Source organism: Hymenobacter metallicola (genome assembly GCF_004745645.1).
Classification (GTDB): domain Bacteria; phylum Bacteroidota; class Bacteroidia; order Cytophagales; family Hymenobacteraceae; genus Hymenobacter; species Hymenobacter metallicola.
Window position 1 is genome coordinate 184,275 of the sequence record NZ_SRMB01000003.1, and the last position, 24,318, is coordinate 208,592.

At 59.8% G+C, this 24,318-nt stretch carries 20 protein-coding genes and 1 pseudogene; 8 read left to right on the plus strand and 13 right to left on the minus strand.

From position 1 onward, the window contains the following. Window position 1 precedes the first annotated feature (1 nt). Both E5K02_RS16030 and E5K02_RS16035 read right to left on the minus strand, forming a co-directional pair. A complete protein-coding gene (locus tag E5K02_RS16030; RefSeq protein ID WP_135396225.1) occupies window positions 2–1,537 on the minus strand; it encodes a TolC family protein in 1,536 nt (511 codons plus the stop codon). Between the two features lie 54 nt (window positions 1,538–1,591). Further along, window positions 1,592–2,209 (minus strand): TetR/AcrR family transcriptional regulator, encoded by a 618-nt coding sequence (locus tag E5K02_RS16035; RefSeq protein ID WP_135396226.1) that lies wholly within the window; start codon window positions 2,207–2,209, stop codon window positions 1,592–1,594. Between the two features lie 265 nt (window positions 2,210–2,474). Between E5K02_RS16035 and ispF the strand changes: the two genes are divergently transcribed. The 5 genes from ispF (at window position 2,475) to E5K02_RS16060 (ending at window position 9,136) form a co-directional block, all read left to right on the plus strand. Continuing rightward, window positions 2,475–2,954, plus strand: coding sequence for a 2-C-methyl-D-erythritol 2,4-cyclodiphosphate synthase (gene ispF, locus E5K02_RS16040; protein ID WP_135396227.1), 480 nt, complete (start codon window positions 2,475–2,477; stop codon window positions 2,952–2,954). A gap of 84 nt (window positions 2,955–3,038) precedes the next feature. Next, window positions 3,039–4,718 (plus strand): M28 family peptidase, encoded by a 1,680-nt coding sequence (locus E5K02_RS16045; RefSeq protein ID WP_135396228.1) that lies wholly within the window; start codon window positions 3,039–3,041, stop codon window positions 4,716–4,718. A gap of 113 nt (window positions 4,719–4,831) precedes the next feature. Then, window positions 4,832–6,469, plus strand: a complete 1,638-nt coding sequence (locus tag E5K02_RS16050; RefSeq protein WP_206025975.1) for a M28 family peptidase — start codon at window positions 4,832–4,834, stop codon at window positions 6,467–6,469. A gap of 110 nt (window positions 6,470–6,579) precedes the next feature. Then, on the plus strand, window positions 6,580–7,968 hold the full coding sequence (locus tag E5K02_RS16055; RefSeq protein ID WP_135396229.1) for a LutB/LldF family L-lactate oxidation iron-sulfur protein: 1,389 nt from the start codon (window positions 6,580–6,582) through the stop codon (window positions 7,966–7,968). Between the two features lie 106 nt (window positions 7,969–8,074). Continuing rightward, window positions 8,075–9,136, plus strand: coding sequence for a hypothetical protein (locus tag E5K02_RS16060; protein ID WP_135396230.1), 1,062 nt, complete (start codon window positions 8,075–8,077; stop codon window positions 9,134–9,136). 119 nt (window positions 9,137–9,255) lie between these two features. Here E5K02_RS16060 and sdaAA read toward each other — a convergent pair whose 3' ends face one another. From sdaAA to E5K02_RS16075, 3 genes are all read right to left on the minus strand, one after another. Then, entirely contained in the window at window positions 9,256–10,161 is a 906-nt protein-coding gene (sdaAA, locus tag E5K02_RS16065; RefSeq protein WP_135396231.1) for an L-serine ammonia-lyase, iron-sulfur-dependent, subunit alpha, read from the minus strand. 193 nt (window positions 10,162–10,354) lie between these two features. After that, entirely contained in the window at window positions 10,355–10,813 is a 459-nt protein-coding gene (gene msrB, locus E5K02_RS16070) for a peptide-methionine (R)-S-oxide reductase MsrB (RefSeq protein WP_135396232.1), read from the minus strand. A 68-nt stretch (window positions 10,814–10,881) separates the two neighbouring features. Continuing rightward, entirely contained in the window at window positions 10,882–11,313 is a 432-nt protein-coding gene (locus E5K02_RS16075) for a hypothetical protein (RefSeq protein ID WP_135396233.1), read from the minus strand. A gap of 282 nt (window positions 11,314–11,595) precedes the next feature. Here E5K02_RS16075 and E5K02_RS16080 point away from each other — a divergent pair, with 282 nt between their 5' ends. Then, window positions 11,596–13,110, plus strand: a complete 1,515-nt coding sequence (locus E5K02_RS16080; RefSeq protein ID WP_135396234.1) for an NAD(P)H-hydrate dehydratase — start codon at window positions 11,596–11,598, stop codon at window positions 13,108–13,110. A 14-nt stretch (window positions 13,111–13,124) separates the two neighbouring features. Here E5K02_RS16080 and E5K02_RS16085 read toward each other — a convergent pair whose 3' ends face one another. The 4 genes from E5K02_RS16085 to pafA all read right to left on the minus strand — a co-directional run bounded on the left by E5K02_RS16085 (window position 13,125) and on the right by pafA (window position 17,271). Beyond that, window positions 13,125–14,018, minus strand: a complete 894-nt coding sequence (locus E5K02_RS16085) for a UbiA family prenyltransferase (protein ID WP_135396235.1) — start codon at window positions 14,016–14,018, stop codon at window positions 13,125–13,127. A 68-nt stretch (window positions 14,019–14,086) separates the two neighbouring features. Continuing rightward, window positions 14,087–14,770 (minus strand): DUF6766 family protein, encoded by a 684-nt coding sequence (locus tag E5K02_RS16090; protein ID WP_240737317.1) that lies wholly within the window; start codon window positions 14,768–14,770, stop codon window positions 14,087–14,089. Window positions 14,771–14,915: 145 nt separating this feature from the next. Beyond that, complete coding sequence (locus tag E5K02_RS16095) at window positions 14,916–15,488, minus strand: inorganic diphosphatase (protein ID WP_135396236.1); 573 nt, start codon at window positions 15,486–15,488, stop codon at window positions 14,916–14,918. Between the two features lie 70 nt (window positions 15,489–15,558). After that, window positions 15,559–17,271, minus strand: a complete 1,713-nt coding sequence (pafA, locus tag E5K02_RS16100; protein ID WP_135396237.1) for an alkaline phosphatase PafA — start codon at window positions 17,269–17,271, stop codon at window positions 15,559–15,561. A 164-nt stretch (window positions 17,272–17,435) separates the two neighbouring features. On the opposite strand from pafA, the gene E5K02_RS16105 reads away from it, so the two are divergent. Continuing rightward, on the plus strand, window positions 17,436–18,161 hold the full coding sequence (locus E5K02_RS16105; protein ID WP_135396238.1) for an HAD family hydrolase: 726 nt from the start codon (window positions 17,436–17,438) through the stop codon (window positions 18,159–18,161). Between the two features lie 882 nt (window positions 18,162–19,043). Beyond that, window positions 19,044–19,505 (plus strand): hypothetical protein, encoded by a 462-nt coding sequence (locus E5K02_RS16110; RefSeq protein ID WP_135396239.1) that lies wholly within the window; start codon window positions 19,044–19,046, stop codon window positions 19,503–19,505. Between the two features lie 86 nt (window positions 19,506–19,591). Here E5K02_RS16110 and E5K02_RS16115 read toward each other — a convergent pair. The 4 genes and pseudogenes from E5K02_RS16115 to atpA form a co-directional block, all read right to left on the minus strand. After that, window positions 19,592–19,726 (minus strand): annotated as a pseudogene (locus E5K02_RS16115) (F0F1 ATP synthase subunit gamma); the annotation flags it as partial. Between the two features lie 30 nt (window positions 19,727–19,756). Next, window positions 19,757–21,499 carry a T9SS type A sorting domain-containing protein gene (locus tag E5K02_RS16120; RefSeq protein ID WP_167856442.1) on the minus strand — a complete coding sequence of 581 codons (1,743 nt, stop codon included), beginning with the start codon at window positions 21,497–21,499 and terminating at the stop codon, window positions 19,757–19,759. A gap of 234 nt (window positions 21,500–21,733) precedes the next feature. Further along, window positions 21,734–22,627 carry an ATP synthase F1 subunit gamma gene (atpG, locus tag E5K02_RS16125; protein WP_135396241.1) on the minus strand — a complete coding sequence of 298 codons (894 nt, stop codon included), beginning with the start codon at window positions 22,625–22,627 and terminating at the stop codon, window positions 21,734–21,736. Between the two features lie 105 nt (window positions 22,628–22,732). After that, window positions 22,733–24,316: a F0F1 ATP synthase subunit alpha gene (gene atpA, locus E5K02_RS16130; RefSeq protein ID WP_135396242.1), complete on the minus strand. Its 1,584-nt coding sequence runs from the start codon at window positions 24,314–24,316 to the stop codon at window positions 22,733–22,735. Between the last annotated feature and the right edge of the window lie 2 nt (window positions 24,317–24,318).

Here is a 24,318-nt window from a genome sequence, read left to right on the forward strand (position 1 = left end):
ATTAGCGGCGACCCAGGGTGCCGGCGGCCTTGCCGTAGTCGACTTTAGCCACCAGCGCGTCGTAGAGAGCCGAGTAGTAGTTGGTCTGGGCCTGACGCAGGTCGGTTTCGGCCGTAATGACTTCCAGGTTGGAACCGACGCCCTCCTGAAACTTGATTTTGGCGACGCGGGCCACGTTGGTAGCCAGCTCCAGGTTGGCTTTCTGGTTGCCGAGCACGGACAGCGTGTTCTGCAGGGTCGTGGTGGTTTGGGCACGCTGCAAGTCGATGCTCTGCTGCAGGGTAGTAAAACCTTTGTTTACCTGCTCCAACGCCAGCTTGCCCTGCTCGATGCTGTACTTCTTGCGGAAGCCGTCGAACACCGGGATATTGAGTTGCAGGCCCACGTTGCCGAAACCAAACCAGTTTTGGTTAATAAAACCCGCCTCACTCCGGGAATTGGGGCCGCGGAACTCCATCAGGCCCCCGAAGCGGCTATCAGAACCGGTGAAACCGTAGGCCGCTACCAGGTTGAGCGTGGGCAGGTAGCCCGAGCGGCGGTTGCGAATGTCGAGCACGGCCAGGTCGCGCTGGGTTTCGAGTACCGAGTACTCAATACGGTTACCGTAGTTGAAGGCGTCCGAGAGGTTGATCAGGCTGCCGCGCTCGGCTTCGACTACTGCTTCATCGAGGCGGTCGGTGAGCTCCACGGGCTGGCGCTGGTCGAGGCCCATCTGGAACTTGAGCAGGGCCACGCTTAGGTCAATGAGGCGGGCGGCGTTCTGCTGCTCAATCTTCAGGTTATTCACCTGTACCTGCAGCCGGTCGACATCCAGCTTTTCGACAAATCCTTCCTTGTAGGTCTGGGTAGTCTGGTACAACAAAGTATCGAGGCGCTGCACGTTGCGCGAGAGCAGCTCCAGCCGCTCGCGGGCCACCAGCGTGCTGTAGTAGGCTTTCGAGACCTGCTCCACCACGTCGATTTCGCTTTGCTGGGTTTGCTTCACCGACAGCTGCTCGTAGACTTTGGCGGCCTTCAGACCCAGCAGGTAAGAGCCGTTGAACAGCATCTGGGAAGCCGAAGCGGCAGCGTTGCCGGCGTACTGCAGGCCGAAGGCCAGCGGCTGGGGGCCGGTAGCCGGCAGGGGCGTGTAGGCCGGAGACAGGGTCACGGTTTCGCCGCGCTGCACCCGGGCCAGTTGCTCCTGGGTCAGGGTCGTGCCGTTCAGGGTGCCCGGCCCACCGGCAAAAGCACCAAAGTCAACCAGGGACTTCTGCAGCTTAAGGTTGTCGGTAATGGCCGCCGATACGTTGACTTGGGGCAGACCAGCCGAGCGAATCTCGCCTACGCGGGCTACGGCAATCTGCTCGTTGATGCGCGTGGCCTGCAGGGTCGACTTGTTCTTTAACGCGTAGTCGATGGCCTGCTGCAGCGAAAACTGCGTGGGCGTGTTGGTGGCCACGGGCTGGCCCGTGGAAGGAGTTTGGGCTAAAAGCTGCTGGATTCCGATGAAAGCCAGGGCAGCCAGCAGGACCAGAAAGCGAAGCGTATTTTTCATAAAAAGCGAAAAACGATAAGCGGAAAGGGAATGGGGCAGAGCAGTAGTTCTAGGTTAGGCTTCCGGTTCGGTAACGCTCCGGTACTCATTGATAAGCTTATGACCTTTCAGAGAAGAAATACCGGCCAGGTAATGCTCCACGCAGGCCGTGTGAATGCGCTGCAGGTCGAATTCCTTGCTCGGAAAGATTTTGGGGTCGAAGATGATTTCTATTTCTGCCAGCCGAATGCGGGCAATAACTTCCACGTCGATATCCGACCGATACACACCTTCGCGAATACCCCTATGCAGGTTCTCTTTGATTTTGCTCAGAATGAAGGTGTTCTTGTGCTCATCGAACAACGCCCAGGCCTGGGGATGGTATTTTTGCAGGTCAAAGAAGATGCTGGGATGCACGTTGCTCAGGGTTTTCTTGTGCCACTGCATCAGGTTGTACATCTCCTCCATGGCGTTGGAGCCGGTAGCAAACACGTTTTCGCATTCCACCTCCTCCGACAGCAGATACTTCTGCATCACGCCGTGCACGATCTGGTCTTTGTTTTCAAACCATTTATAGAGCGTTTTTTTCGACATAGCCAGCTGAGTAGCAATGTCGTCCATTGATACGCTGCGAATGCCGTTACGCATGAACAACTCAACAGCAGCAACTAAGATCCGGTCCTTGATTTCCATACTCACGATGCAAAGGTACAACGGAAACTTTTATTGAGTCCAAAGTTTCCATTCTTTTTTTGCTATCAACTTTCTCTGGCTTTCAGTTCCCTTCGGGCTGACGAATGAGTCGGCCCGATACTTTATAGAAGTCCGCCTATATTTTTAAAATATCCCCGCCCGCCCGCTTCCTAGCTGGACTTGACTTTTTTCGGCTGCTTTCAATCCGCAGCCGGCGTTGTACCTTGGGGGCCACATTTCCCTGGCTCTACTTCTCTCCTACCGTATGAAAATCCGCACCGGCTTCGGCTACGACGTGCATCAGCTACAGGAAGGCCTGCCTTTCTGGCTCGGCGGCATTCAGATTCCGCACACCCACGGCGCCCTGGGTCACTCCGACGCCGACGTGCTCATCCACGTTATCTGCGACGCCCTGCTGGGCGCGGCCAACCTGCGCGACATTGGCTACCATTTCCCCGACACCGACCCGCAGTACAAAGGCATCGACAGCAAGCGGCTGCTGGCCGAAGTGATGCGCCTGCTGCGGGAGCGGGGCTACTCCATCAGCAACATCGACTCGACCATCTGCCTGGAAGCCCCCAAGGTGAATCCGCATATTGCCGAAATGCAGCGGGTGCTGGCCGAGGTAATGGGCATTCCCGGCGAAGACATCTCCATTAAGGCCACTACCACCGAAAAGCTGGGCTTCGTGGGCCGGCGCGAAGGCGTAGCCGCCTACGCCAGCGTCCTGATCGTGCAACCCTAGCGGTGAAATTGTGAAGTTGGGAAACAAGCCGCCCCCGGATTGGTCCATCTTCACTACGTTACACCTCCACTCCCTTTCCTTCCAATGAAGAAAAACTCTCTTTACACCCTGCTGCTGGCAGCGTGCTGTACCACGGCAGCGGTAGCGCAACAAGCGCCGGAGAAAGTAAAAGTCAAGCACAAGCGCGGCAAGACCGAAGCGGCCGCGGCCGAAGTGACGCCCCCCGTGAAGCTCCCCCCCGAAGAGGCCGACTGGGCCAACGTGTACGGGGCCTCCATTACCCAGGCCGACCTGCGTGAGCACCTGACCGTGCTGGCCTCGGATGCCTACGAAGGCCGGGAAACCGGCGAGAAAGGCCAGAAAATGGCCGCCGAGTACATTTCCCAGCGCTTCAAGGACCTGGGCCTGACCGGGCCGGTGCCCAACTCCGACAACCCCTACCTGCAGCACTTCACCATGGAGCGCTCTACCTGGGCCGACGGGGGCACGCTGAAAGTGGGCGGGCAGAGCTATGCCTGGCTGAAGGATTTCTACGCCTACGGCAGCTCCCCGTTCCAAACGGAAACGACCGTTCAGCCCGTGTTTGCCGGCTACGGCATCGAGCAGGAAGGCTACTCCGACTACGCCGGCCTCGATGTGAAAGGCAAAGACCTGATTATCCTGATTGGCGAGCCGCTGAATGCCGCCGGCAAGCCCCTGCTGGGCAAAGACGGCCAGGGCAGCAAGTGGGGCATGGATTTCCGGGCCAAGTCTATTAAAGCCGCTGAGAAAGGTGCCCGCACCGTGTTTTTCGTGGACGTGACGCCCGGCAGCGACTTTGCCAAGGCCTCCGCCCGGATGGCGCCCTATATCAGCCGCCCTTCCATTACTTTCCTCGACAGCAAGGAAACACCCCGGTCGTCTTTTTTCGTGTCGCCGGCGGTGGGCTACAAGATGCTGGGCACGACTTCGGCTACCATAGCCAAGTACCAGGCCGCGGTAAACAAGGCCGGCAAGCCCGTGAGCGGCATGTTTAAGCCCGCCAAAATCACCATCAAGGCCCCCAAGAAGAAAGAGCAGTTCACGACCGAAAACGTGCTGGGCTTCCTGGAAGGCACCGACAAGAAAGATGAAATCCTGGTGGTATCAGCCCACTACGACCACATCGGCGTAATTAACGGGCAGGTCCATAACGGGGCCGACGACGACGGGTCGGGTACGGTATCGGTACTGGAAATGGCCCAGGCCTTTACCAAAGCCAAGGCCGAAGGCCACGGCCCGCGCCGCAGCATGCTGTTTATGACCGTAACGGGCGAGGAAAAAGGCCTGCTGGGCTCGGAGTACTACACCGACCACCCCATTTTCCCGCTGGAGCGCACCATTGCCGACCTCAACATTGACATGGTAGGCCGCACCGACAAGGACCACGAAGGCAAGGGCGACTACGTCTACGTTATCGGCTCCGACAAGCTGTCTTCGGAGCTGCACGCCATCAACGAGGAAGCCAACAAGAAGTACACCCAGATTGACCTGGACTACCGCTTCAACGACCCCGAGGACCCCAACCGCTTCTACTACCGCTCCGACCACTATAACTTCGCCAAGCACAAGATTCCGGTGGCGTTTTACTTCAACGGCGTGCACGACGACTACCACGGCGCCGGCGACGAGGTCGACAAAATCGAGTTTCCGAAGATGGAAAAGCGGGCCCGCCTCGTGTTTTTCACGGCCTGGACCCTGGCCAACCGCGACAACCGCATCGTAGTGGACTCCAACAAGCCCTAAGCTTTCCGGTTTAATTATTGATTCTGAGCGTAGTTCGGACCCCGGCCGCAAGTAGGCGGTGCTGGTCCGGGCTACGCTCAGATCTTTTTACTACCCTCCGTATCAGCTTCCGCGTGCACAAATCTTTACTCTTCAGCCTGCTGGCCACGGGCCTGGCTCTGCCGGTAGCAGCCCAGCAAGCACCTGTTTCACCCCCCAACAGCCCAGCTACGGTATTTGCCGCCACCATTTCGCCCATCGAAATTCGCCTGCACCTTACGGAACTGGCCTCCGACGCCTACGAGGGCCGCGAAACCGGCAAGCCCGGGCAGGTGAAAGCCGCGGCCTACCTTACCCAGCAGTTTGAAAAGCTGGGCCTGCGCGGGCCAGTGGCGGGCAGCAGCCCGTATCAGCAGCCATTTGGCTTGTACAGCAGCTTACCCACGGCTCCGGGCAAGCTGCGTGTGGGAGCTACTACCTTCGTGAGTGGGCGCGACTTTGTGAGCTTCGGCCCGTCTTTCGTGGCCCAGCCCACGGCTCCAGCCGACCCGGTATTCATGGGCTACGGTATCGAAACCGAGGCCTACAACGACTACGCCGGGCAACCCGACGTGCGGGGCCGCGACGTAGTCGTGTTGCAAGGGGAACCGAATAACGGCCTGGGACGCTACCTGCTTTCGGGGACCAAGCAGGAAAGTGAGTGGAGCTCCCCGTTTCGCAAGGCCGCCCTGGCCCGCACCAAAGGCGCCCGCAGCCTGACGGTCGTCTCCTACGCTACGCCCAAGGACTTTCGGAAGCTGGCCGAGTCCGTACCGATTGATCTGACGGAGCCGGCTTACTCGCTTACCACACCCGTGCTGCAACCCGATGAGCCAGAGCTGCTGGTGCAAACCCCGCCGGCCTATATTACTACGCTCATTACCAACGGCCCGCTGGGGGCGGCTCTGCTGGGCACCACCGTGCAGGCTCTGTGGCGCTACGACACGGAAAGCTACCGGCTAAAACGGCCCCCGGCCCGGCTGCAGCCGGTAGCCTTCACGGTCGAGATGCCCGAAAAACGGCAGGACCTGACCTCGTCCAACGTGCTGGGCTTCCTGGAGGGCACCGATAAGAAAGACGAAGTGCTGGTCATTTCGGCCCACTACGACCACGTAGGCGTGCAGCACGACACCATTTACAACGGTGCCGACGACGACGGCTCGGGTACCGTGGCGGTGCTGGCACTGGCCCGGGCGTTTACAGCCGCCAAAGCCGCCGGGCAAGGGCCGCGGCGCAGCATTCTGTTTCTGCTTAACTCGGGCGAGGAAAAAGGCCTGCTGGGTTCGGAGTACTACACCGGTCACCCCGTATTTCCGCTCCGCAGCACCATTGCCGACCTGAACGTGGACATGATAGGCCGCACCGACAAAGCCCACCTGGGCAAGCCCAACTACCTGTACCTGATTGGGGCCGACCGGCTGAGTACCGAACTGCACCAGCTCAGCGAAACGGCCAATGCCGAGCACGCCCACCTGCGCCTCGACTACCACTACAACGACCCCAAAGACCCCGAGCAGCTCTACTACCGCTCCGACCACTACAACTTCGCCCGCCACGGCATTCCAATTATTTTCTACACCAGCGGCCTGCACGCCGATTACCACAAAGCCACCGACGACGTGGACAAGATTGAGTTTGGCAAGCTGACGGAACGCACTAAGCTGGTGTTCTTTACGGCTTGGGAACTGGTCAACCGCGAAAACCGCCCCGCCTTGAATACCGCCAAGCCCTAACTCAGCCGCAACGCTGCCCCTCGCTGAATAGTTGGGCAAGGAAAGCAAGCATCCGCAGCGGCTACGCGTTATATTTGTTTACACCCCGCGCTTTCCTACGACCTACTGCTATGACCAAAGTTGCCCAATTCCTGACCGATTCCGAGCACAAAGCCTTCGACCTGGAGCACCGGCGTAAGATTCGCTTCAACATCGGCAAGTATAACGCCGCTGTGCAAACCGGCCTGGGCTGGTACCAGGACCACGAGCTGGCGCGGGAGCGGGCTTCCTACCTCAAGGCCACGGCCATCAACAACCTGGACCACTACCTGCTGGAGTTCGAGAAAAACTTCACCAAGCGCGGCGGCAAGGTTATCTGGGCCCAGAATGCGGACGAGGCCCTGCTGGAAATCGGCAAGATCATGCAGCGCAAGCGGGCCCGCACCGTAGTGAAGGCCAAGAGCATGACCACCGAGGAAATTCACCTCAACAAGTATCTGGGCAAAAACGGCATCGACTCGGTGGAAACCGACCTGGGCGAGTTTATCGTGCAGCTCAACGGCGAAAGGCCCTACCACATCGTGACGCCGGCCATGCACCTCTCCAAGAAGGACATTGCCGACATCTTCGTCAAGCACCTCAAGATCGAGCCCACCGACGACGCCCAGAAGCTGGTGCTCACGGCCCGTCACCTGCTGCGCAGCAAGTATACCTCGGCCGAGGTGGGCGTAACGGGCGGCAACTTTCTGCTGGCCGACATCGGCGGTATTGCCGTCACCGAAAACGAGGGCAACGCCCGCCTCTCGGCCACCTTCCCCAAAACCCACATTGCCATTGTGGGTATCGAAAAGGTGATTCCCAGCGTCCACGACCTGAACTTATTCTGGCCCCTGCTCAGCACCAGCGGCACGGGCCAGCAGGTCACGGTCTACAACACGATTTATACCGGCCCCCGTCAGCCCCTGGAAAAAGACGGACCCGAGGAAATGTACGTGGTGCTGCTCGACAATGGCCGCACCAACCTGCTGGCCCAGCCCGACAAGCGCGAGGCCCTGCACTGCATCCGTTGCGGGGCCTGCCTCAACGTGTGCCCGGTGTATAAGAACATTGGCGGCCATACCTACGAGGCCACCTACTCCGGCCCCATTGGCTCGGTGATTACGCCCCACCTGTCGGGCTTGCAGGAAAATAAGCACCTGAGCTACGCCTCGTCGTTGTGCGGGGCCTGCTCGTCGGTATGCCCGGTGAAAATCAACATTCACAACATCCTGCTCAAAAACCGCCAGCAGAGCGTGCAGGCCGGGTATACCGATAAAGAAGAGCAACGGGCTATTACGCTGTGGCTGCACGGCATGAAGCACCGCTGGCTCTGGGATATGGCCCCGGCCAGCGGCAAAAACTGGGTGCTGAGCCGCTTGCTGGGCCAAACCGGCTGGAGCAAGCGCCGCGAGGCTGTGCAGATTGCGCCCAAATCCTTCAAGCAACTCTGGAAGGCGCGCAAGCAAGCAACGGGGGGCTAGCGGCAAGCCGGGATTAGCTCAACAATAGCCAGTGAGGCCCAACCATTCCGGTCTTTCGCAGTAGAAAGTCATAGCGGGCACGGTGCCACGCGGTTGCGTATTTCCTATGCTCGATTTGCTATTGCGCGCTGCCGCTTTCCTGGGCGGCGCCTTCCTGATTGTTACGGTTGTCTTATCCGCTATTCGCTCGTTTGTGCTGCCCCGCAACGAGTCGGTGCTGATCAACAACTGGGTGTTTATGGCCCTGCGCTACCTATTCAGCCTTCTGGCGTCGCGTTACCCAACCTACGCGAAACGGGACCGGGTAATGGCCTTGTACGCCCCGGTGTCCTTGGTCATGCTGCCGGTTATTTGGCTGCTCATCCTCTCGTTTGCCTACACGGGCCTGTACTGGGCTTTGGGCGAAGGCAGCTTCACCAAAAGCTACCTACTGAGTTCGTCTTCCCTGCTCACCCTGGGCTCCGTGGAAGCCTCTACGGTACCGATCAGCATCGTAACCTACTCCGAAGCTACGTTTGGCCTGCTGCTCATCACCCTGCTGATTTCCTACCTGCCCACCATGTACCAGGCCTTTACCCGGCGCGAGCTAGTGGTGGCCCGCTTGGAATTACGCTGTGGCAGCAAGCGCACCGCCACCGAGCTGATTATGTGGCTCAACCGCAGTGGGCAACTATCGGACGACGGCCCGCAGTGGAAAATCTGGGAAGAATGGTTTGTCGAAATCGAGGAGACGCACACGTCCTTGCCCATTCTCTCCTTTTTCCGCTCGCCCCAGCCGGGCCGTTCCTGGGTGACGGCGGCCGACCTGATTCTGGAAGCGGCGGCGGTCATTATCAGCACAGTCGACCAGAAGCGCGACGCGGATATGGAACTGTGCTTTAAGGCGGGCTGCGTGGCCATCAATCGGGTGTCGCGCTACTTCCACGACCACGCCGAAGCGGAGCCGGTAACGGCCATTGCCGAGGAAGACCCCATCGAGGACCCAACCCGACAGGATTTTTATGCTACCTACGCCCAGTTGCGCGAAGCGAAGGTGCCACTGATAGACGACCGGGAAAAGGCCTGGCAGCACTATAAGGAGCTGCGTACCAGCTACACGTCCGCCGTGCAGTTCCTGGGCCGGCTTACGATGGCTCCCGAGATGAAAAGCCTGGGCAGCAATACCTAGGCACTGGGGCATGCCCTTACGGAGTGCCCCAATGCACCTACTTAGGCGCCAGACTACAGCCCAAAAAGCCTCACCAGCAAACGGTGGGGCTTTTTACTTTCAGACGTTTCGCCGAGGGTTTAGTGCAAGTCTTCGTCGGGCAGAATATTTACGTCCTGCACCAGCACCATTTTCTCAATTTCACGGCCTCGTGGGGTGTTGGCCAGGCCCCCCAGAGCCGTTTCCTTGTAGCGGGTTTCCATGCTCTGGCCCACTTCGCCCAGGGCCGCTACGCACTGGTCCACCGGAATAACGGGGTCGACGCCGGCAATGGCAATTTGGGCCGAGGAGAAGGCAATAGCCGCCGCCGAGGCATTGCGGACCACGCAGGGCACTTCTACCAAGCCCGCCACCGGGTCGCAGACCAGGCCCAGCATGCACTGAATGGTAATGGCCACGGCGGCAAATACCTGGTCGATGGTGCCGCCCAGGCAGTACACAATGGCGCCCGAGCCCATGGCCGCGGCGCTGCCCGTTTCGGCCTGGCAGCCGCCCACAGCGCCGGCCAGGGAAGCATTCTGCTCGATAATCAGGGCAATGCCCGCCGCTACCAGCAAGCCTTCCAGAATCGCGCGGTCCTCGAGACGGTGTAAATCCTGGATGGTAACCAGCACACCGGGCAAAATACCCGAAGCGCCGGCCGTAGGCGCAGCTACCACCCGGCCCATGCAGGAGTTTACTTCCTTGGCACCCAGCGCCCGGGTAATAAGCTGCTTGAACTCGGGCGACAGGACCGTAACAGGGGAGGCAGCAATTTTCTTGGCGCCGTTGTTCACCATGCCCGAGCGGGAAGTCATGTCCTCGGTCAGGCCCGTTTTCACCGCGTCGCGCATCACGTCGTAGGCCCGCTGCAGCCCGGGCCAGATATCGGCTTCGGCCCGCCCCTTCTGCTCGATTTCGTATTCCAGCACGGGCTGGTAGAGCGGCTGCCCGGTGGCCTCACAATGGGCCTGCCAGCTGGCAAAGTCAGTGAACAATAAAGACATAATGGGTGGGAAAGTTGGGGCGGGAAAAAAGAGGCTATCCGGAGCAAACGCGCACGGCACGGCGCAGGTGCGAAATTCGGAATATTTTTGGCTCGCTTGGGGAATAAAAAACCCGCTGCCGCGGGGTTAGCTGGCAGCGGGCTGGATAGGGCAAGGTCAGGCGGCCTAGCCGCCGCCCAACGGTGAAGGGTACTTACGCCTGCTGGGCCTCACTTACCAGCCTGATAGAAGCCGAGTTGATGCACAGGCGCAGGCCGCTGGGTGGGGGGCCGTCGGGAAACACGTGGCCCTGGTGGGCGTCGCACACGTTGCAGAGCACTTCGACGCGGGTCATGCCGTAGCTGGTGTCCTTCTTGTACTTAATGGCGCTTTCCTGCACCGGCTGGGTGAAGCTGGGCCAGCCCGTGCCACTCTCAAACTTGGTGCGCGAGTCGTAGAGCGGGGTGCCGCAGCACACGCAGGCGTAGAGGCCGGCTTCGTGGGCTTCGCAGTACTCGCCCGTAAAAGGCCGCTCGGTGCCGTGCTGGCGGGTCACGTGGTATTGCTCGGGCGTGAGCTGGGCTTTCCACTCGGCGTCCGTTTTTTCGACGCGCCGTTCGGGCGCCGGGCTGCCGTGGTTGGCCAGCCGGATAACATCATTCCAGGTTTGCATAGGGAGGTTAGGGGTGAGATTCAGGGAAACTACCTTAGCCAAACGCGGCGGGTGGGCGGGAAGTTTTGCTACTCGTCAATTCCCCAGCTCTGCAGCGGACATTCTTCCCAGCCTCCCCCAGGCTTGCGACGGCAGATCAGCAGTGAGCAGGATTCGCCCGTTACCCAGCAGCTGTACTGCCAGATAATAACCCGGTTGTAATCGGCGCTAAACAAAGGCAGCGTAAAGGCGCAATAGGACTGCTGCCGGGTGCGACGCCGGGTGCGGTGGATGGCCGTGAAGGCTGGCCACCGGGGCAGTATCCGGCGGCGGTAGGTAGCCTCCATCTGCCGTAAATCGGCGCGGCCGAGCGTGGCCGGGCAAAATAGCTGGCGCCAGGTTTTCCGGAACCCAGCCAGCTGAGCCGGCGAATACATGCTCGTGTCGGCCGAATGCAGCACAAACAGCCGATACTTGAAAAGCCGGCTGGTATCACTGCCACTTGCATATCCGTAAGCCATGCTGCTGTCACCAGGATACAATGCCAAGGAGCCACTTATGCCAGCGACGGGCCAGTAAACAGGCTTTTCGTACAGACGCCGAATGTTGGTTGTCTGCCTTACGCTGGCCAGCTTCCAACGCATAAAGTTGATGGTGGCCGTATCGTAGGAGACTGGGGGCGCTGGCTGTGCCGTAGCTCGCAGGCCTACCACTAACAGCACGAATACATAAAACCGCATACTCTAAAATTGTTGGGGTTTTCTCGAAGATGCCGCAACCTTGAAGAATCCACATCACCTGCTATGAAAATCCTCACCGCCGCCCAGACCCGCCAGGCCGACCAGGCCACAATTCAGGAAGAGAATAGCAGCTCGGTGGCCCTCATGGAGCGGGCCGCCACGGCCTTTGCGCAGTGGCTCATGGCCCGCCAAACCCCGGCCGAAGCCGGCGAAACTCTGATTTTCTGTGGCCCCGGCAATAACGGCGGCGACGGGCTGGTGGCAGCCCGCCTGCTGCACGAAGCCGGTTACCAGGTCGGGGTTTTCGCCCTGCCCGCCGACCGGTACTCCGCTGATTTTGGGGCCAACCGCCAACGGCTGCCCGCCGGCTTGGCGCTGCAAACCCTGAGCGAAGCCGACCTGCCGCCTATTCCCACCGGGGCGTTGGTAGTGGATGCGCTGTTTGGCACCGGCCTGAGCCGCCCGCTCTCGGGCTTGGCGGCAGACCTCGTGGCGCATATCAACCAGGCCCGGGCCCGCGTCGTGGCCATCGACCTGCCCTCGGGCCTGCTGGCCGACGCGCCTCAGCCCGCCGATTCGGCCATTATCCGGGCCCGGCACACGGTGAGCTTTGAGCTGCCCAAGCTGGCGTTTCTGCTGCCCCAGCACGCGGCCAACGTGGGCCAGTGGCACCTGCTCCCGATTGGGCTGAGCCGGGCTTTTCAGGCCCAGGCCCCCAGCTCAATCTACTTCGTGGACGCCACGCTGCTGGCCGGCCGCCTGCCGCAACGGGCCAAGTTTGGGCACAAAGGCACCTACGGGCACGCACTGCTGCTGGCCGGCAGCCGGGGCAAGATTGGGGCGGCGCTGCTGGCGACTCAGGCCTGCCTGCGCAGCGGGGTGGGCCTGCTCACGGTGCGCACCCCGGCCGTGGGCTACGACATTCTGCAAACTGCGGCCCCCGAAGCCATGGCCCTTACCGACCCGGCGGCCGACTTCATCAGTGAGCTGCCCGACCTGACACCGTACTCCGCTATTGGCATCGGGCCGGGCCTGGATAAGCAAGAGGCCACGAAGCGGGTGCTGGAAAAGCTGCTGCGCGAGGCCCAGGTGCCCCTGATCCTGGATGCCGATGCGCTGAATATGCTCGGGGCCGATCCAGAACTGTTGAAGCTCCTGCCCCCCGACAGTATCCTGACCCCGCACCCCAAGGAGTTTGAACGCCTGGCCGGTCCGGCTCCCGACGACTACCACCGCCTGGAGCTGCTGCGCTCCTTCTGCCGCACGCACCGCTGCTACGTGGTGCTGAAAGGCGCTTATACTTGCCTGGGCACCCCCGCCGGCGAGCTATATTTCAACAGCACCGGCAACCCGGGCATGGCCACCGGCGGCAGCGGCGACGTGCTAACCGGGGTCCTGACAGCGTTGCGGGCCCAGAAACTGCCGGTTCTGGATGCGGCGTTGCTGGGCATCTATGCCCACGGCCGCGCCGGCGACCTGGCAGCCCAGCACACTGGCGAAGCGGGCCTCGTTGCCGGCGACCTGACGCGGTTTATCGGCCCGGCCCTGCAGGAGCTAACCACCAGCGAGGCGTTTTAGGCCGGTTGCCCCAGTTACGCCACCCAATACACGGCCAGAAACTGTACCACCATGATACCATCGGCCAACAAGGCAAAGTAGTAATCGGGCCGGGTTTCGTCGGCAAACCAGATAATAAGGCCAGTCAGCAAGGTGGGCAGAGCCAGGATGAGCAAGTGGGCCTGGGCTAAGCCTGGTGGCACCAGCAGGCCCGATACCGCCAAGCAGAGCAAGGCCAGTGCTTTGGCCGCCCGGATACCGAAGATGCCCGGAAACGTGCGGGTACCGCTGAGCAGATCTTTGGTGTAGTCCCGAATATCGAAGACGAAAGCCAGGGCCAGAATAAAAAAGAAGCGGCGGCCGAAGAGCACCAGCACCACCGGGCTGGTCAGGGCTTTGCTCAGGTAGAGAGCCGGCACCCACACTGTAATAGCGGCCCATACGTAGGCAATGAGAAACACCTTGAGCAGGGGCAGGTCGCGCAGGGCCCGCCAGCGGCCGTGCCACTTCAGAATAGGGCAGGAATAGAGCAGGGAAATAGCGGCCAAATGCCCCAAAAACAGCGTCAGGTGGCGCCAGCCGTCGAGCCAGAACAACATGGTAGCTACGCTTAAAGCCCCCAGGGCCAGCCCAAACAGCTCCCGCCGGTGCCGAATCATCCAGAGCTTGCGCTCCGAGAGTACCGCTTGCTGCCGAAACTTGTAGGGCAGCACGCTGTCGATGTTATAGAGAAACAGGGTAGCCGCGAAAATGAGCAGGGCCAGCCGGAAGGGAATATGCACCTGCCACACCAGAAACGTAGCCCAGGTGAGGCTGGTAGCGGCAGTGGCAACCAAGCAGCTGCTATACAGAAGCGCATCGACCCCACGCTTCAGGCCCGTTGCAAAGGCAGGCAGGACGGCCGCTGGTTTGTCGCTGACTTGGCGCATGGCTCCGGGGGGCTTGGAGGAAAGGTAAACAGCAATAACGCCCCGCCACAAAGATAGGGTTCCGCCTCTTACTCGCCCGTTTCATCGTTGCTGGCATCCACCGGCTTCGACTGCGGGGAGCCGTGCTGCCGCAGGTAGATAGACAGGCCCACAATGGCCACAATCGAGAGGAATTCGCTTTGCCAGTTCTGAAACGATTGAAACCAAAACCGGGAAGTAGTCATAAACTCCAGCAGCGTTGCGGTGGGCTCCCCATGCTGACGCTGCTCAATGTTGTAGACCTCCAGCCCCCCGCGGGCGTGCAGCCACACCGAGGCGAAAAACAGCAGAAAAAAGGCAATGCTCAACGACTTCTTGTACAGCGTCAGCACCCAGCCCCCGCGCTTCACCGGGCCCGGGGCGTCTTCTTTGCCGGGGTCGGGCTGCCGGTCTACTTCTTCTTGCTCGTAGAGCTTCTTCGACTCGGAAGAGCCTTTCTGCCGCAGCCAGATGGTGAGCAGCACAAAAAGGCCCATCTGCAGAAACTCACTTTCCCAGTTCTCGAAGGTAGCCTCCAGAAAGTGGCCCGAGGTCAGGTACTGGCCGAGAGAAAGCGGGGCTAGATGCAGGTCTTCCAGGTCGGCGTTATACTCTTTCCAGCCCGTGAGGGCCTGCCCCACCATCGTGAGCAGCACCAGTGCAAAGCCCACCAGCAGCAGGCTATTTTCGTACAGGAAACGGATAATTCGTGAAGAAGATGGTTGGGTGGGCATGTACGCGCCTACGTAAGCCGCGCGGCATTTGGTACAGTCGAGCTTGCTACCGGGCTTCTGCTCAGGCACCTAAGAACACAAAAGCGCCCCGCCGGCCAGAAGTGGTCAGCGGGGCGCTCCGACGCGTCTAGCGGCCTGTTCCGCCTTACAGCTCCACGCCGGCCGATTCGGTGACGTCGCTCTGCTTGAAGGTTTCGTTGTAGAGCTTGATGCTGTCCTCAATGATGCGGTAAGCATCTTCGCGACCCATGAAACGCTCTACCGTTACCTGCTTGTGCTCCAGGGCTTTGTAGTCCTCGAAGAAGCGGCGCATTTCCAGCAGGGTGTGCGGGGGCAGGTCGGCAATGTCGTTGTAGTGGTTTACCGAAATGTCGTTGGCCGCCACGGCAATGATTTTATCATCTTCCTCGTCGCCGTCAATCATCTGCATCACGCCAATTACCTTGGCATCGACCAGGCACATGGGCACGATATCCACCGAGCAGATAACCAGAATGTCCAGCGGGTCTTTGTCGTCGCAGTAGGTCTGCGGAATAAAGCCGTAGGCGGCGGGGTAGTGCACGGCCGAGAACAGCACCCGGTCCAGCTTCAGCATGCCGCTGTCCTTGTCGAGTTCGTATTTGCCTTTCGAGCCTTTCGGAATTTCAATAATACCATTCACAACTGCGGGGGCGTTTTCGCCGCGCTCCACATCGTGCCAAGGGTTAAAATGAGTCATGAGAATGAGGTATGAAGGATTTTTGACAAAGAAATAACGCCGGCAGATGGTTCCCCACCGCCCGCGTGGTTTAGCGGCCCAGCACTTCCGCCAGCGGAGTGCCCGAGCAGCCATTAGGCTCCTGAATATGCAGCCAGCGCGCCACTGTTGCCGCAATATCCGTGATTTTCACCGGCACGCTCGACTCGCCATGCTTCACATGCCAGCCCCAGAACAGCAGCGGCACGTGGGTATCGTAGTTGTTGAGCGAGCCGTGGGTCGTGCCTTTGTTCACCGGGAAGGAATACGACTCCAGCCAGCCGGGCTCCAGCACCACCATTACGTCGCCGCTGCGCTTGGGGTAGTAACCGTTTTCCAGGTACATCAGCATGCCGCTTTCCCAGTGCGACTTCTGCAAGTCGTCGGCCGTGATGGCGCGGGTCACGCCCGACAAGGTAGTGGCAATATCGACTACTTCATCCTGCACCTTGCGCAGGTCGAGTTGTTTCTGGGCAATCAGAGGGCGGTTCAGGTACACCTGCTGGTTTTCGTAGCTCAGCACCCAATTGCCGGCGCCGTAGCGTTGCACCAGGGCCTGCTGGATCGAGTCGCGCATCAGGCGGGGGCCCACCGAGCCGGCCGGCAGGTGGTGCTCGAGCATAAAGTTGGGCGACTGCGCCGCGGCGTGGTCGGCCGAGAGAAAGACCAGCGTCTGGCCTTTGCCCACGGTTTTGTCGAGGTAGGTCAGCAGGCGGGCAATATCCCGGTCGAGGCGCAGGTACGTGTCCTCGGTTTCAATGGCGGTAGTGCCAAACTGGTGCCCCACGTAGTCGGTCGAGGAAAAGCTCAGGGCCAGAAAATCGGTTTGCCCACGCTGGCCCAGCTGCTCAGCGCGCACCGCTTCCAGGGCAAAGTCCAGGGTGAGGGAGTTGCCGAAGGGCGTGGAGCGAATCAAGTCCAGGTTGCGGGGCGTGGCTACCGGGGCCTTTTCACCCTCGGCCTTCAGGGCGCCCTGCACGGCCCGGGGCGCCAGGGCGCTTAGCTTGGGCAAATCGTGGGGAAACACGGGCTTTTCCTCCCCGCGAAACCCCGATTCCCAGGCCACGTCGTCGGGCGAGCTTTCCGTGTACTGCCCGATGGGCAGTAGCGTTTCCCAGGGCTTGTCGAGGTACCGGGCGGCCCGCTGCTCCCCGTTGAACTTACTCACCCACTCGGGCAGCGTGTTCTGGTAGAAAGTGCTGGTGATAAAGGCCCCGTTGGTGCCGTCGTACCAGTACGCGGCGTTGGCCGCGTGGCCGGCGGGCAAAATTGAGCCCCGATCCTTGATGCAGACCCCGATGACCTTGGCTTGGAAGTTGGTGGCCAGGCGCAGCTCGTCGGTAATGGTGGTCGTCAGCATATGACGCGGCGACATCTGCCCTTCCGCTCCCGTGCCGCCCACCGACTGCACCGACTTATCCTCGGTTACATACGTGCCTTTGCCGGTTTCGCGCTCAAACCAGTTGTTGCCCACAATGCCGTGCATGGAAGGCGTGGTGCCGGTGTAGATGCTGGCGTGGCCCGGCCCGGTGTAGGTCGGCACGTAGTTGTAGTGGGTATTTTCGTAGCTGAACCCCTCGCCCAGCAGCCGCCGGAAACCGTCGGAGCCGTACTTGTTCCAGTAGCGGTACAGATAGTCGTAACGCATCTGATCTACCACGATGCCCACCACCAGTTTGGGCCGCTCCAGGGGCTTGGCTTTTTTCTGGGCAAAAGCGGGCAGGGCCAGGGCGGCGGCCCACAATACAAACAGGCTCTTTTTCAAATCAGTAACGCGTTTAAGCTACTCCTGGCCTTTCATTTTGGTAACGGCCAGCCAACAGCGGCCGCAAAGGTAACAGCCAGCGCCCGGAATCACGGCGCTAGCGGCCAAAATAGCGGCTACCCCGTACACCCAAGCCAGACTCAGAAAGTATCTATCCTGCTGCTATGGCTACGCAACTGCCCTACGCCCTGATTTTCGACATGGATGGCGTGCTCATCGACAACACGCCCTACCAGGCCAAAGCCTTCCAGCTGCTGTTTCGCGACCTGGGCCTGACCACCAATGCCCGCCGCCTGCTGGTGCACCTGAACGGCATGCCCGCCACCAATATTCTCAAAACGGTGTTTCGGAACCCCGTGCCCGAGAAGCAGCTCAAGGAATACTCGTCGCAGCGGGAGTTTCTCTACCGGGTACTGTACTGGGACAAGCGGAAAGAAATGCCCGGCCTTTCGCACTTTCTGCAGGCTGCCCGCAAAGCCGGCTTCAAGATTGGCCTGGGCACCAGTTCTCCCCCCGAAACCATCAGCTACATCATCGACCACCTGAATCTGCGCCAGTACTTCGACGTCATTGTGGGCAAGGAAGATGTAGACAAGGGCAAGCCCCACGCGGAAACCTTTACGGTAGTAGCCCAGAAACTCGGGGTACCGCCCGAGCAGTGCGTCGTGTTCGAAGATGCTATTCTCGGGGAGCAGGCCGCTTACAAAGCGGGTATGCGTTGCATAGCCGTGAGTAGTGGCGTGAAGCCCGAGCAGTTTCAAGCCCCGCTGCACATCATCCGCGACTTCTCCGGCCTCACACCCGAGCAGGTACGAGAATTACTGGAGCAGAATCCCGCTACGCCCAAGCCGAGCAAGCAGCTGGCCAGGCGCGACTATATGAAACTCTAACCCAAAGCGGGATGCTACATGTAGCGCCCCGTTCTGGATTAGAGTGGAGCCTTGTTACTGTTATTGCATTACCAGCAGGCTTAGAGCGTCCCCAGCCCATACCAGCACCAGGTACACACCCGCCGGCAAACCAGCCAGGGCAACCTGACATCGGCAGTAAGAGCCGCTACGGTCAATATGTAGTGGCCCAAGTGGTTGCGCACAACTACTCCGCAGCAGCTTGGGCGTCCGGATTTAAGCCGTGAAAGCCTGAATATCCAAGCCCTTGTCCCTATCAACCTCGGCTACAAGTACGCTAACAGGTTTGTAGCTTACTTCAACATAGACCTATCGCCGGAGGTAAGTTGGGAGAAGTTGCAGCTCGAGCAGGTCTAGCCCTTGACTGCGCGAACCATGACGCTTGATCTTACTCTGGAACCTCTCAAACCGTGTGCTTGCACTGCTTGAAGCAACACTGAGCAAGGTGTACCTAGTAGAAATAGTCTGCTTGGACAGCACAGATGGAGCAGTACAATGGTCATTCTCGTTGGTATACACGTATAAGTAAAAATGACGTGGATATACTTGGCGAAGTATACAAACTCTAATTCGTTCATATTTTGTATACCAGTGCTGGTATACAAAACATCAGGAGCAATCATAAAATATACCTATAATTTTTGCTGTCGAGCACCTGACCTAAACCTCTTCTTTGCCTGTATGCCAACTCCTCTTGATTCCCCCGACACCACCTTGGTGGCCGCTGTACGGGCTCACTTCGGTGTCTCTGTGCGCCAATTAGCCAGTTATCTGGGTGTGTCAGCTGGCTTCATTAGTCACATGGAAACCGGCCGTAAAGGCCTGCCACCGGCCTTGGTCCCACGCCTGCTTGGCCTAGGCCGTTTGCTCCCCCCTCCCCTGGGCCAGGGCCCACCAGCTGCTCCCGAGCTCCCCGAATCGGCCATTTATGATACCTTGGCGCCTTTGCCTACCCCTGATGCCCTGCTTCAGGCCACCGACTTGCTCACCAGTACCGTACCCGCTTTCGAGCCGCTACGCCAGCGTCTGCGGGATGTCCGCCAGCTGCTGCTGCAGCACGGCCAACGGCTGACGCAGCAGCAGAGCCGCGCCGCCCTGCTGGCCCGGCGCCGTCGCGGGCTAGCCCAGCTACAGTCCGCTCCCTTCCCTGTCGAGCCCACCGAAACGGCCCGCTATGCCCGCTGGCTGGGCGAGCTAGCCACCGACTTGGCCCGCGACGAGCCCGACCCCAGCCAGGCTGCCGCCGCCCGACTGCTGCTGGCTGCTCGAGTAGCAGCCCTGCGTGCCGAGGCAGCTTTATTGGCCGAAATAAGTGCCACTACTTGAGGCAGGACTCCTCCGTGTTTTGACTCACCAAAAAAGGCCCGCCTCCTTGCGGAAGCGGGCCTTTTCAAAAAGTGTATCAGCAGTTTCTAGCCGCGGCTGGCCGCCAGGGCTTCGGCTCCACCCACGATTTCGAGAATCTCGGTGGTAATAGCCGCCTGACGCGTGCGGTTGTAGGTTAGCTTGAGCGACTTGAGCAGTTCCCCGGCGTTGTCGGTGGCTTTACTGCCTGGATGCCACAAGGCAAGCCGAGTTTAGTGGATGCTAAAGCGGCGTACTACCACCTCCTTTGCTGCTTGTAGCTGCAAGGTGTAGGTACCAGGCCGCATACCGTCCACTGCTACCTTCAACGAGGTAGCTCCTGCGGGAAGCTGTAGCGGCTGGGTCCGCACCAACTGGCCCAGGGCATTATACACCGTGGCCTGTATCTGTTGTGCAACGGCAGGCGCGGGCAGCTTCAGGGTGATATAGTTGGTAACCGGATTGGGGTACAGGCTGATGGACGCAGCCCATGCGCTGCCGGGCCGGTTGCTGAGCGTGGTCTGTTCGGCCACCCGGGCAATAAATCCTTTGGGAGCGGCCAGGGTTTGGCTCGGGGTGCCGAAGGACACCGCCGTTGGGAGGTTGCCACCTAGATAGACGCGGCCTTGCGGGTTAACTGCTACGGTGGTGGCAACATCGTTACCAGTGGTGCCGCAACCAAAGCCCCATTGCCACGCGCCGGTGGGGTTCAGCTTGGCAATAAAGGCGTCGTTGCCGCCCAGGGTGGTACAGGTGTAAGAGCCGAAGGCGCAGGTGTTGCTAAAGTTGCCACCCACGTACACGTTGCCTTGGGTGTCGAGGGTCACGCTGGTGCCCAGTTCGTTGCCGCTGCTACCGGCGCGGTTGGCCCATTGCCACACGCCGGCCGCGGATACTTTAGCCACGAACAAGTCGTCGCCACCGGCACCATCCGGGAGCACCGTATTTCCGAAGCTTGCTCCGCCACTCATGCCTCGCGCCGTGCTATAGCGGCCCGTCACGTACATGTTGCCGGCCGCATCCAGGGTCATGCCGCCACACGTGTCATACCAGTCACCGCCAGCGTTCTTGGCCCAAAGCCACGCGCCGGCCGAGCTTAGCTTGGCTACAAATATGTCAGCATTGTCACTGGCCCCACCGCTGCTTGGGTAGAGGTTAAATGGGCCAAAGTCGGCACTGGCGCTTATGTTTCCCGTCAGGTACACGTTGTCGGCCGCATCCACCGCTACTGCCACGGGGGCATCGGGCAGATAGCTACCGGCCCGGTAGGCCCACAGCCAGGCTCCTTGTGGCGAGAGCTTAGCTACGAAGATGTCCTCGTGGCCTGGGGAGGGCTGTCTCACCGTCAGCTGAGAGGTGCCGAAGCGTACCGTACCTAGAAATACTCCTGTGATAATGGCGTTGCCCCCGGCGTCGATGGCAATATCATACGCATTCGTACCAGAGGTTGCCGCTGGTAGCGGCACAGTAAATGCCGTCTGCCAAACCCCATCAGTGGTGAGTTGGGCTACAAAGTAAGTGTTATAGGAGTTGCCAGTCAGCGTTGTAGAGCCCAGCGCCAAGGTTGGGCTCGCAAAGCGTCCTGTTACCCGTAATAGCCCGCTGGGGTCCAGGGCTATTTTAAGAGGTCTATCGGCATCTGTCCCACCGCCGCGCACGGCCCATTGCCATTGCCCATCCGGACTGATTTTGGCCACGTAGAAATCCAGCGAGCCGGCACTGGTAAGCGAGGTGCTGCCCAGTTGCAACGAACCGCTGAAGTCGCCCATCACATACAGGTTGCCGTTGCTGTCCGTAACGCTGCTACGCACGGTGCTGCCCCCGGTGGAGGTAGCCGTACCCACCAGCTGCACCTGGTCGATGCCCTGACTACGGGACTGGGGCAGATAATAGAGCTGGAGCAGTACCAGCAGGCCGATGGCCCAGCGCAGCCGCTGGCGGCTCGGGCTCTTCGGAGCGGGGGTAGAGGTAGGCATATAGGTGGTAGTAGAGGGTGAAAAAGCGGTGCAAATCGGCCGCTGCATTGGTAGCTGCTTTCCCACGTATTTCTCCTTGCACCACAACCAGTTGGCCAGCCCGACAAGGTACATCTTTAAATAGGAATACTACCGAATATGGTAGTATTTAGCACACGTACAACGAGCCGGCCACGAAAAAGGCCCGCCTCCTTGCGGAGGCGGGCCTTTTTGCAATTGACAATCAGCGTATCCTTAGCCGCGGCTGGCCGCCAGGGCTTCGGCTCCACCCACGATTTCGAGAATCTCGGTGGTAATAGCCGCCTGACGCGTGCGGTTGTAGGTTAGCTTGAGCGACTTGAGCAGCTCCCCGGCGTTGTCGGTGGCTTTGTCCATGGCCGTCATGCGGGCCCCGTGCTCCGAGGCGTTGCTTTCCAGCACGGCCTTGTAGAGCTGCACCTTCAGCGACTGGGGAATCAGGGTCTGCACGATTTCCTCTTTCGAGGGCTCGAAGATGTAGTCAACGTTCGAGGTGGTCGCGGCCGTAGCGGGAGCTTCGGCGGGCAGCAGCGGCAACAACTGCTCGGCCCGGACGATTTGCGTCGCCACGTTCTTGAACTCGTTGTACACCATCGTTACTTCGTCGAACTGCCCGGTGCGGAAACCTTCCATGGCCTGTTCGGCCGCTACGCGTACCGTATCAAAGGAAAGCTGGCCAAATACGTGGGTATAGTTCCCCAATACCGGACCGCGCTTAGTAAAATACTCGTGGGCACGCTTGCCGATGGCCATCACCGTGATATTGCCGGCCGCAGCTTGAGCAGCATAACGCTCCGCAATCAGCGCATTTACCCCCTTAAAGATATTGCTGTTGAAAGCACCAGCCAGACCACGGTCCGAGGTAATGGCAATGATCAGCACGCGGCGCACCTCACGCTGCACTCCGTACTCACTCACCATGTCGTCACCAGCTAAGCTGGTAAGGTTGCTCAGAATGCTGTTGAGCCGCTGGGCGTAAGGACGCATGCGCAGGATATTGTCCTGAGCGCGACGCAGTTTGGCAGCCGCCACCATTTTCATGGCTTTGGTGATTTGCTGCGTGCTTTGCACCGATACAATGCGGTTGCGGACTTCTTTTAAGCTAGCCATTCTTGTGAAAATAAGTTGTCAGTTGCTCGTTGTCGGTTGTCAGTTTAGAAAAGACCTTGCAGCCTGTTCCTGACAACTGACAACCAACAACTGACAACCAATGAATTACTTAGAAGCGTATACCGCCGACAGGTCTTTGGCAACCTGACGGATGGAGTTGGTAATGTTGTCGTCCAACTTACCAGCCTTCAGGGCCTTGAGCTCCTCGGGGTGGCGCGACTGCATCACCTGGCGGAATTCGGTTTCGAACTCCCGAACCTTGTTGACGGGCACCTGGTCGAGCAGACCGTTGGTAGCGGCGTAGATAATAGCTACCTGATCTTCCACCTTTACAGGCGAGAACTGAGGCTGCTTCAGAATCTCAAGGTTACGACGACCCCGCTCGATGGTGAGCTTGGTGGAGGCGTCGAGGTCGGAGCCGAACTTGGCGAAGGCTTCCAGCTCGCGGAACTGAGCCTGGTCGAGCTTCAGCGTACCGGCTACCTTCTTCATCGACTTGATCTGGGCGTTACCCCCTACGCGCGATACCGAGATACCAACGTTGATGGCGGGACGCACACCCGAGTTGAAGAGGTTGGTTTCGAGGAAGATCTGCCCGTCCGTAATCGAAATTACGTTCGTTGGAATATAAGCCGAAACGTCACCTGCCTGGGTTTCGATGATGGGCAGAGCCGTCAGCGAGCCACCACCTTTCACCAAGTGCTTGATGCTGGCGGGCAAGTCGTTCATGTCGGCCGCAATGACGTCCGAAGCGTTGATCTTCGCGGCACGCTCGAGCAAGCGGCTGTGCAGGTAGAATACGTCACCGGGGTAAGCCTCACGTCCGGGAGGACGACGCAGCAGCAGCGACACTTCGCGGTACGCTACGGCCTGCTTCGACAAGTCGTCGTAAACCACCAGCGCAGGACGGCCCGTATCACGGAAGAATTCGCCGATGGCGGCCCCAGTGAAGGGTGCGAAGAACTGCATCGGAGCCGGGTCGGAAGCCGAAGCGGCTACTACCACGGTGTAGTCCATAGCGCCACCGCGCTGCAGAGCGTTTACTACCTGGGCTACGGTCGAGGCCTTCTGACCTACGGCTACATAGATGCAGAAAACCGGCTCGCCGCGCTCAAAAAACTCGCGCTGGTTCAGGATAGCATCGAGGGCTACCGTCGACTTGCCCGTCTGACGGTCGCCGATGATGAGTTCCCGCTGGCCCCGGCCGATCGGAATCATGGCGTCGATAGCCTTGATGCCGGTCTGCATGGGCTCGTTCACGGGCTGACGGTAGATTACCCCGGGCGCTTTGCGCTCCAGGGGCATATCGTAGGTCTCGCCGGCAATCGGGCCGCGGCCGTCGATGGGCTGCCCCAGCGTGTTTACTACCCGGCCGATGATACCATCACCTACCTGAATAGAAGCAATTTTATTGGTACGCTTCACGGTGGCGCCTTCCCGGATTTCGCTATAGTCGCCGAGCATTACGGCCCCTACATTGTCTTCTTCCAGGTTGAGAACCAGCGCTTGCAGGCCATTTTCAAATTCAATCAATTCCCCCGACTGGGCATTGCCCAGCCCGTAGATGCGGGCTACACCGTCACCAACCTGCAGAACCGTACCAACCTCTTCGAGTTCGGCTTCGGTCTTGAAGTTGGACAGCTGCTCCCGCAGAATGGCGGATACTTCATCCGGACGCACGTCTGCCATGT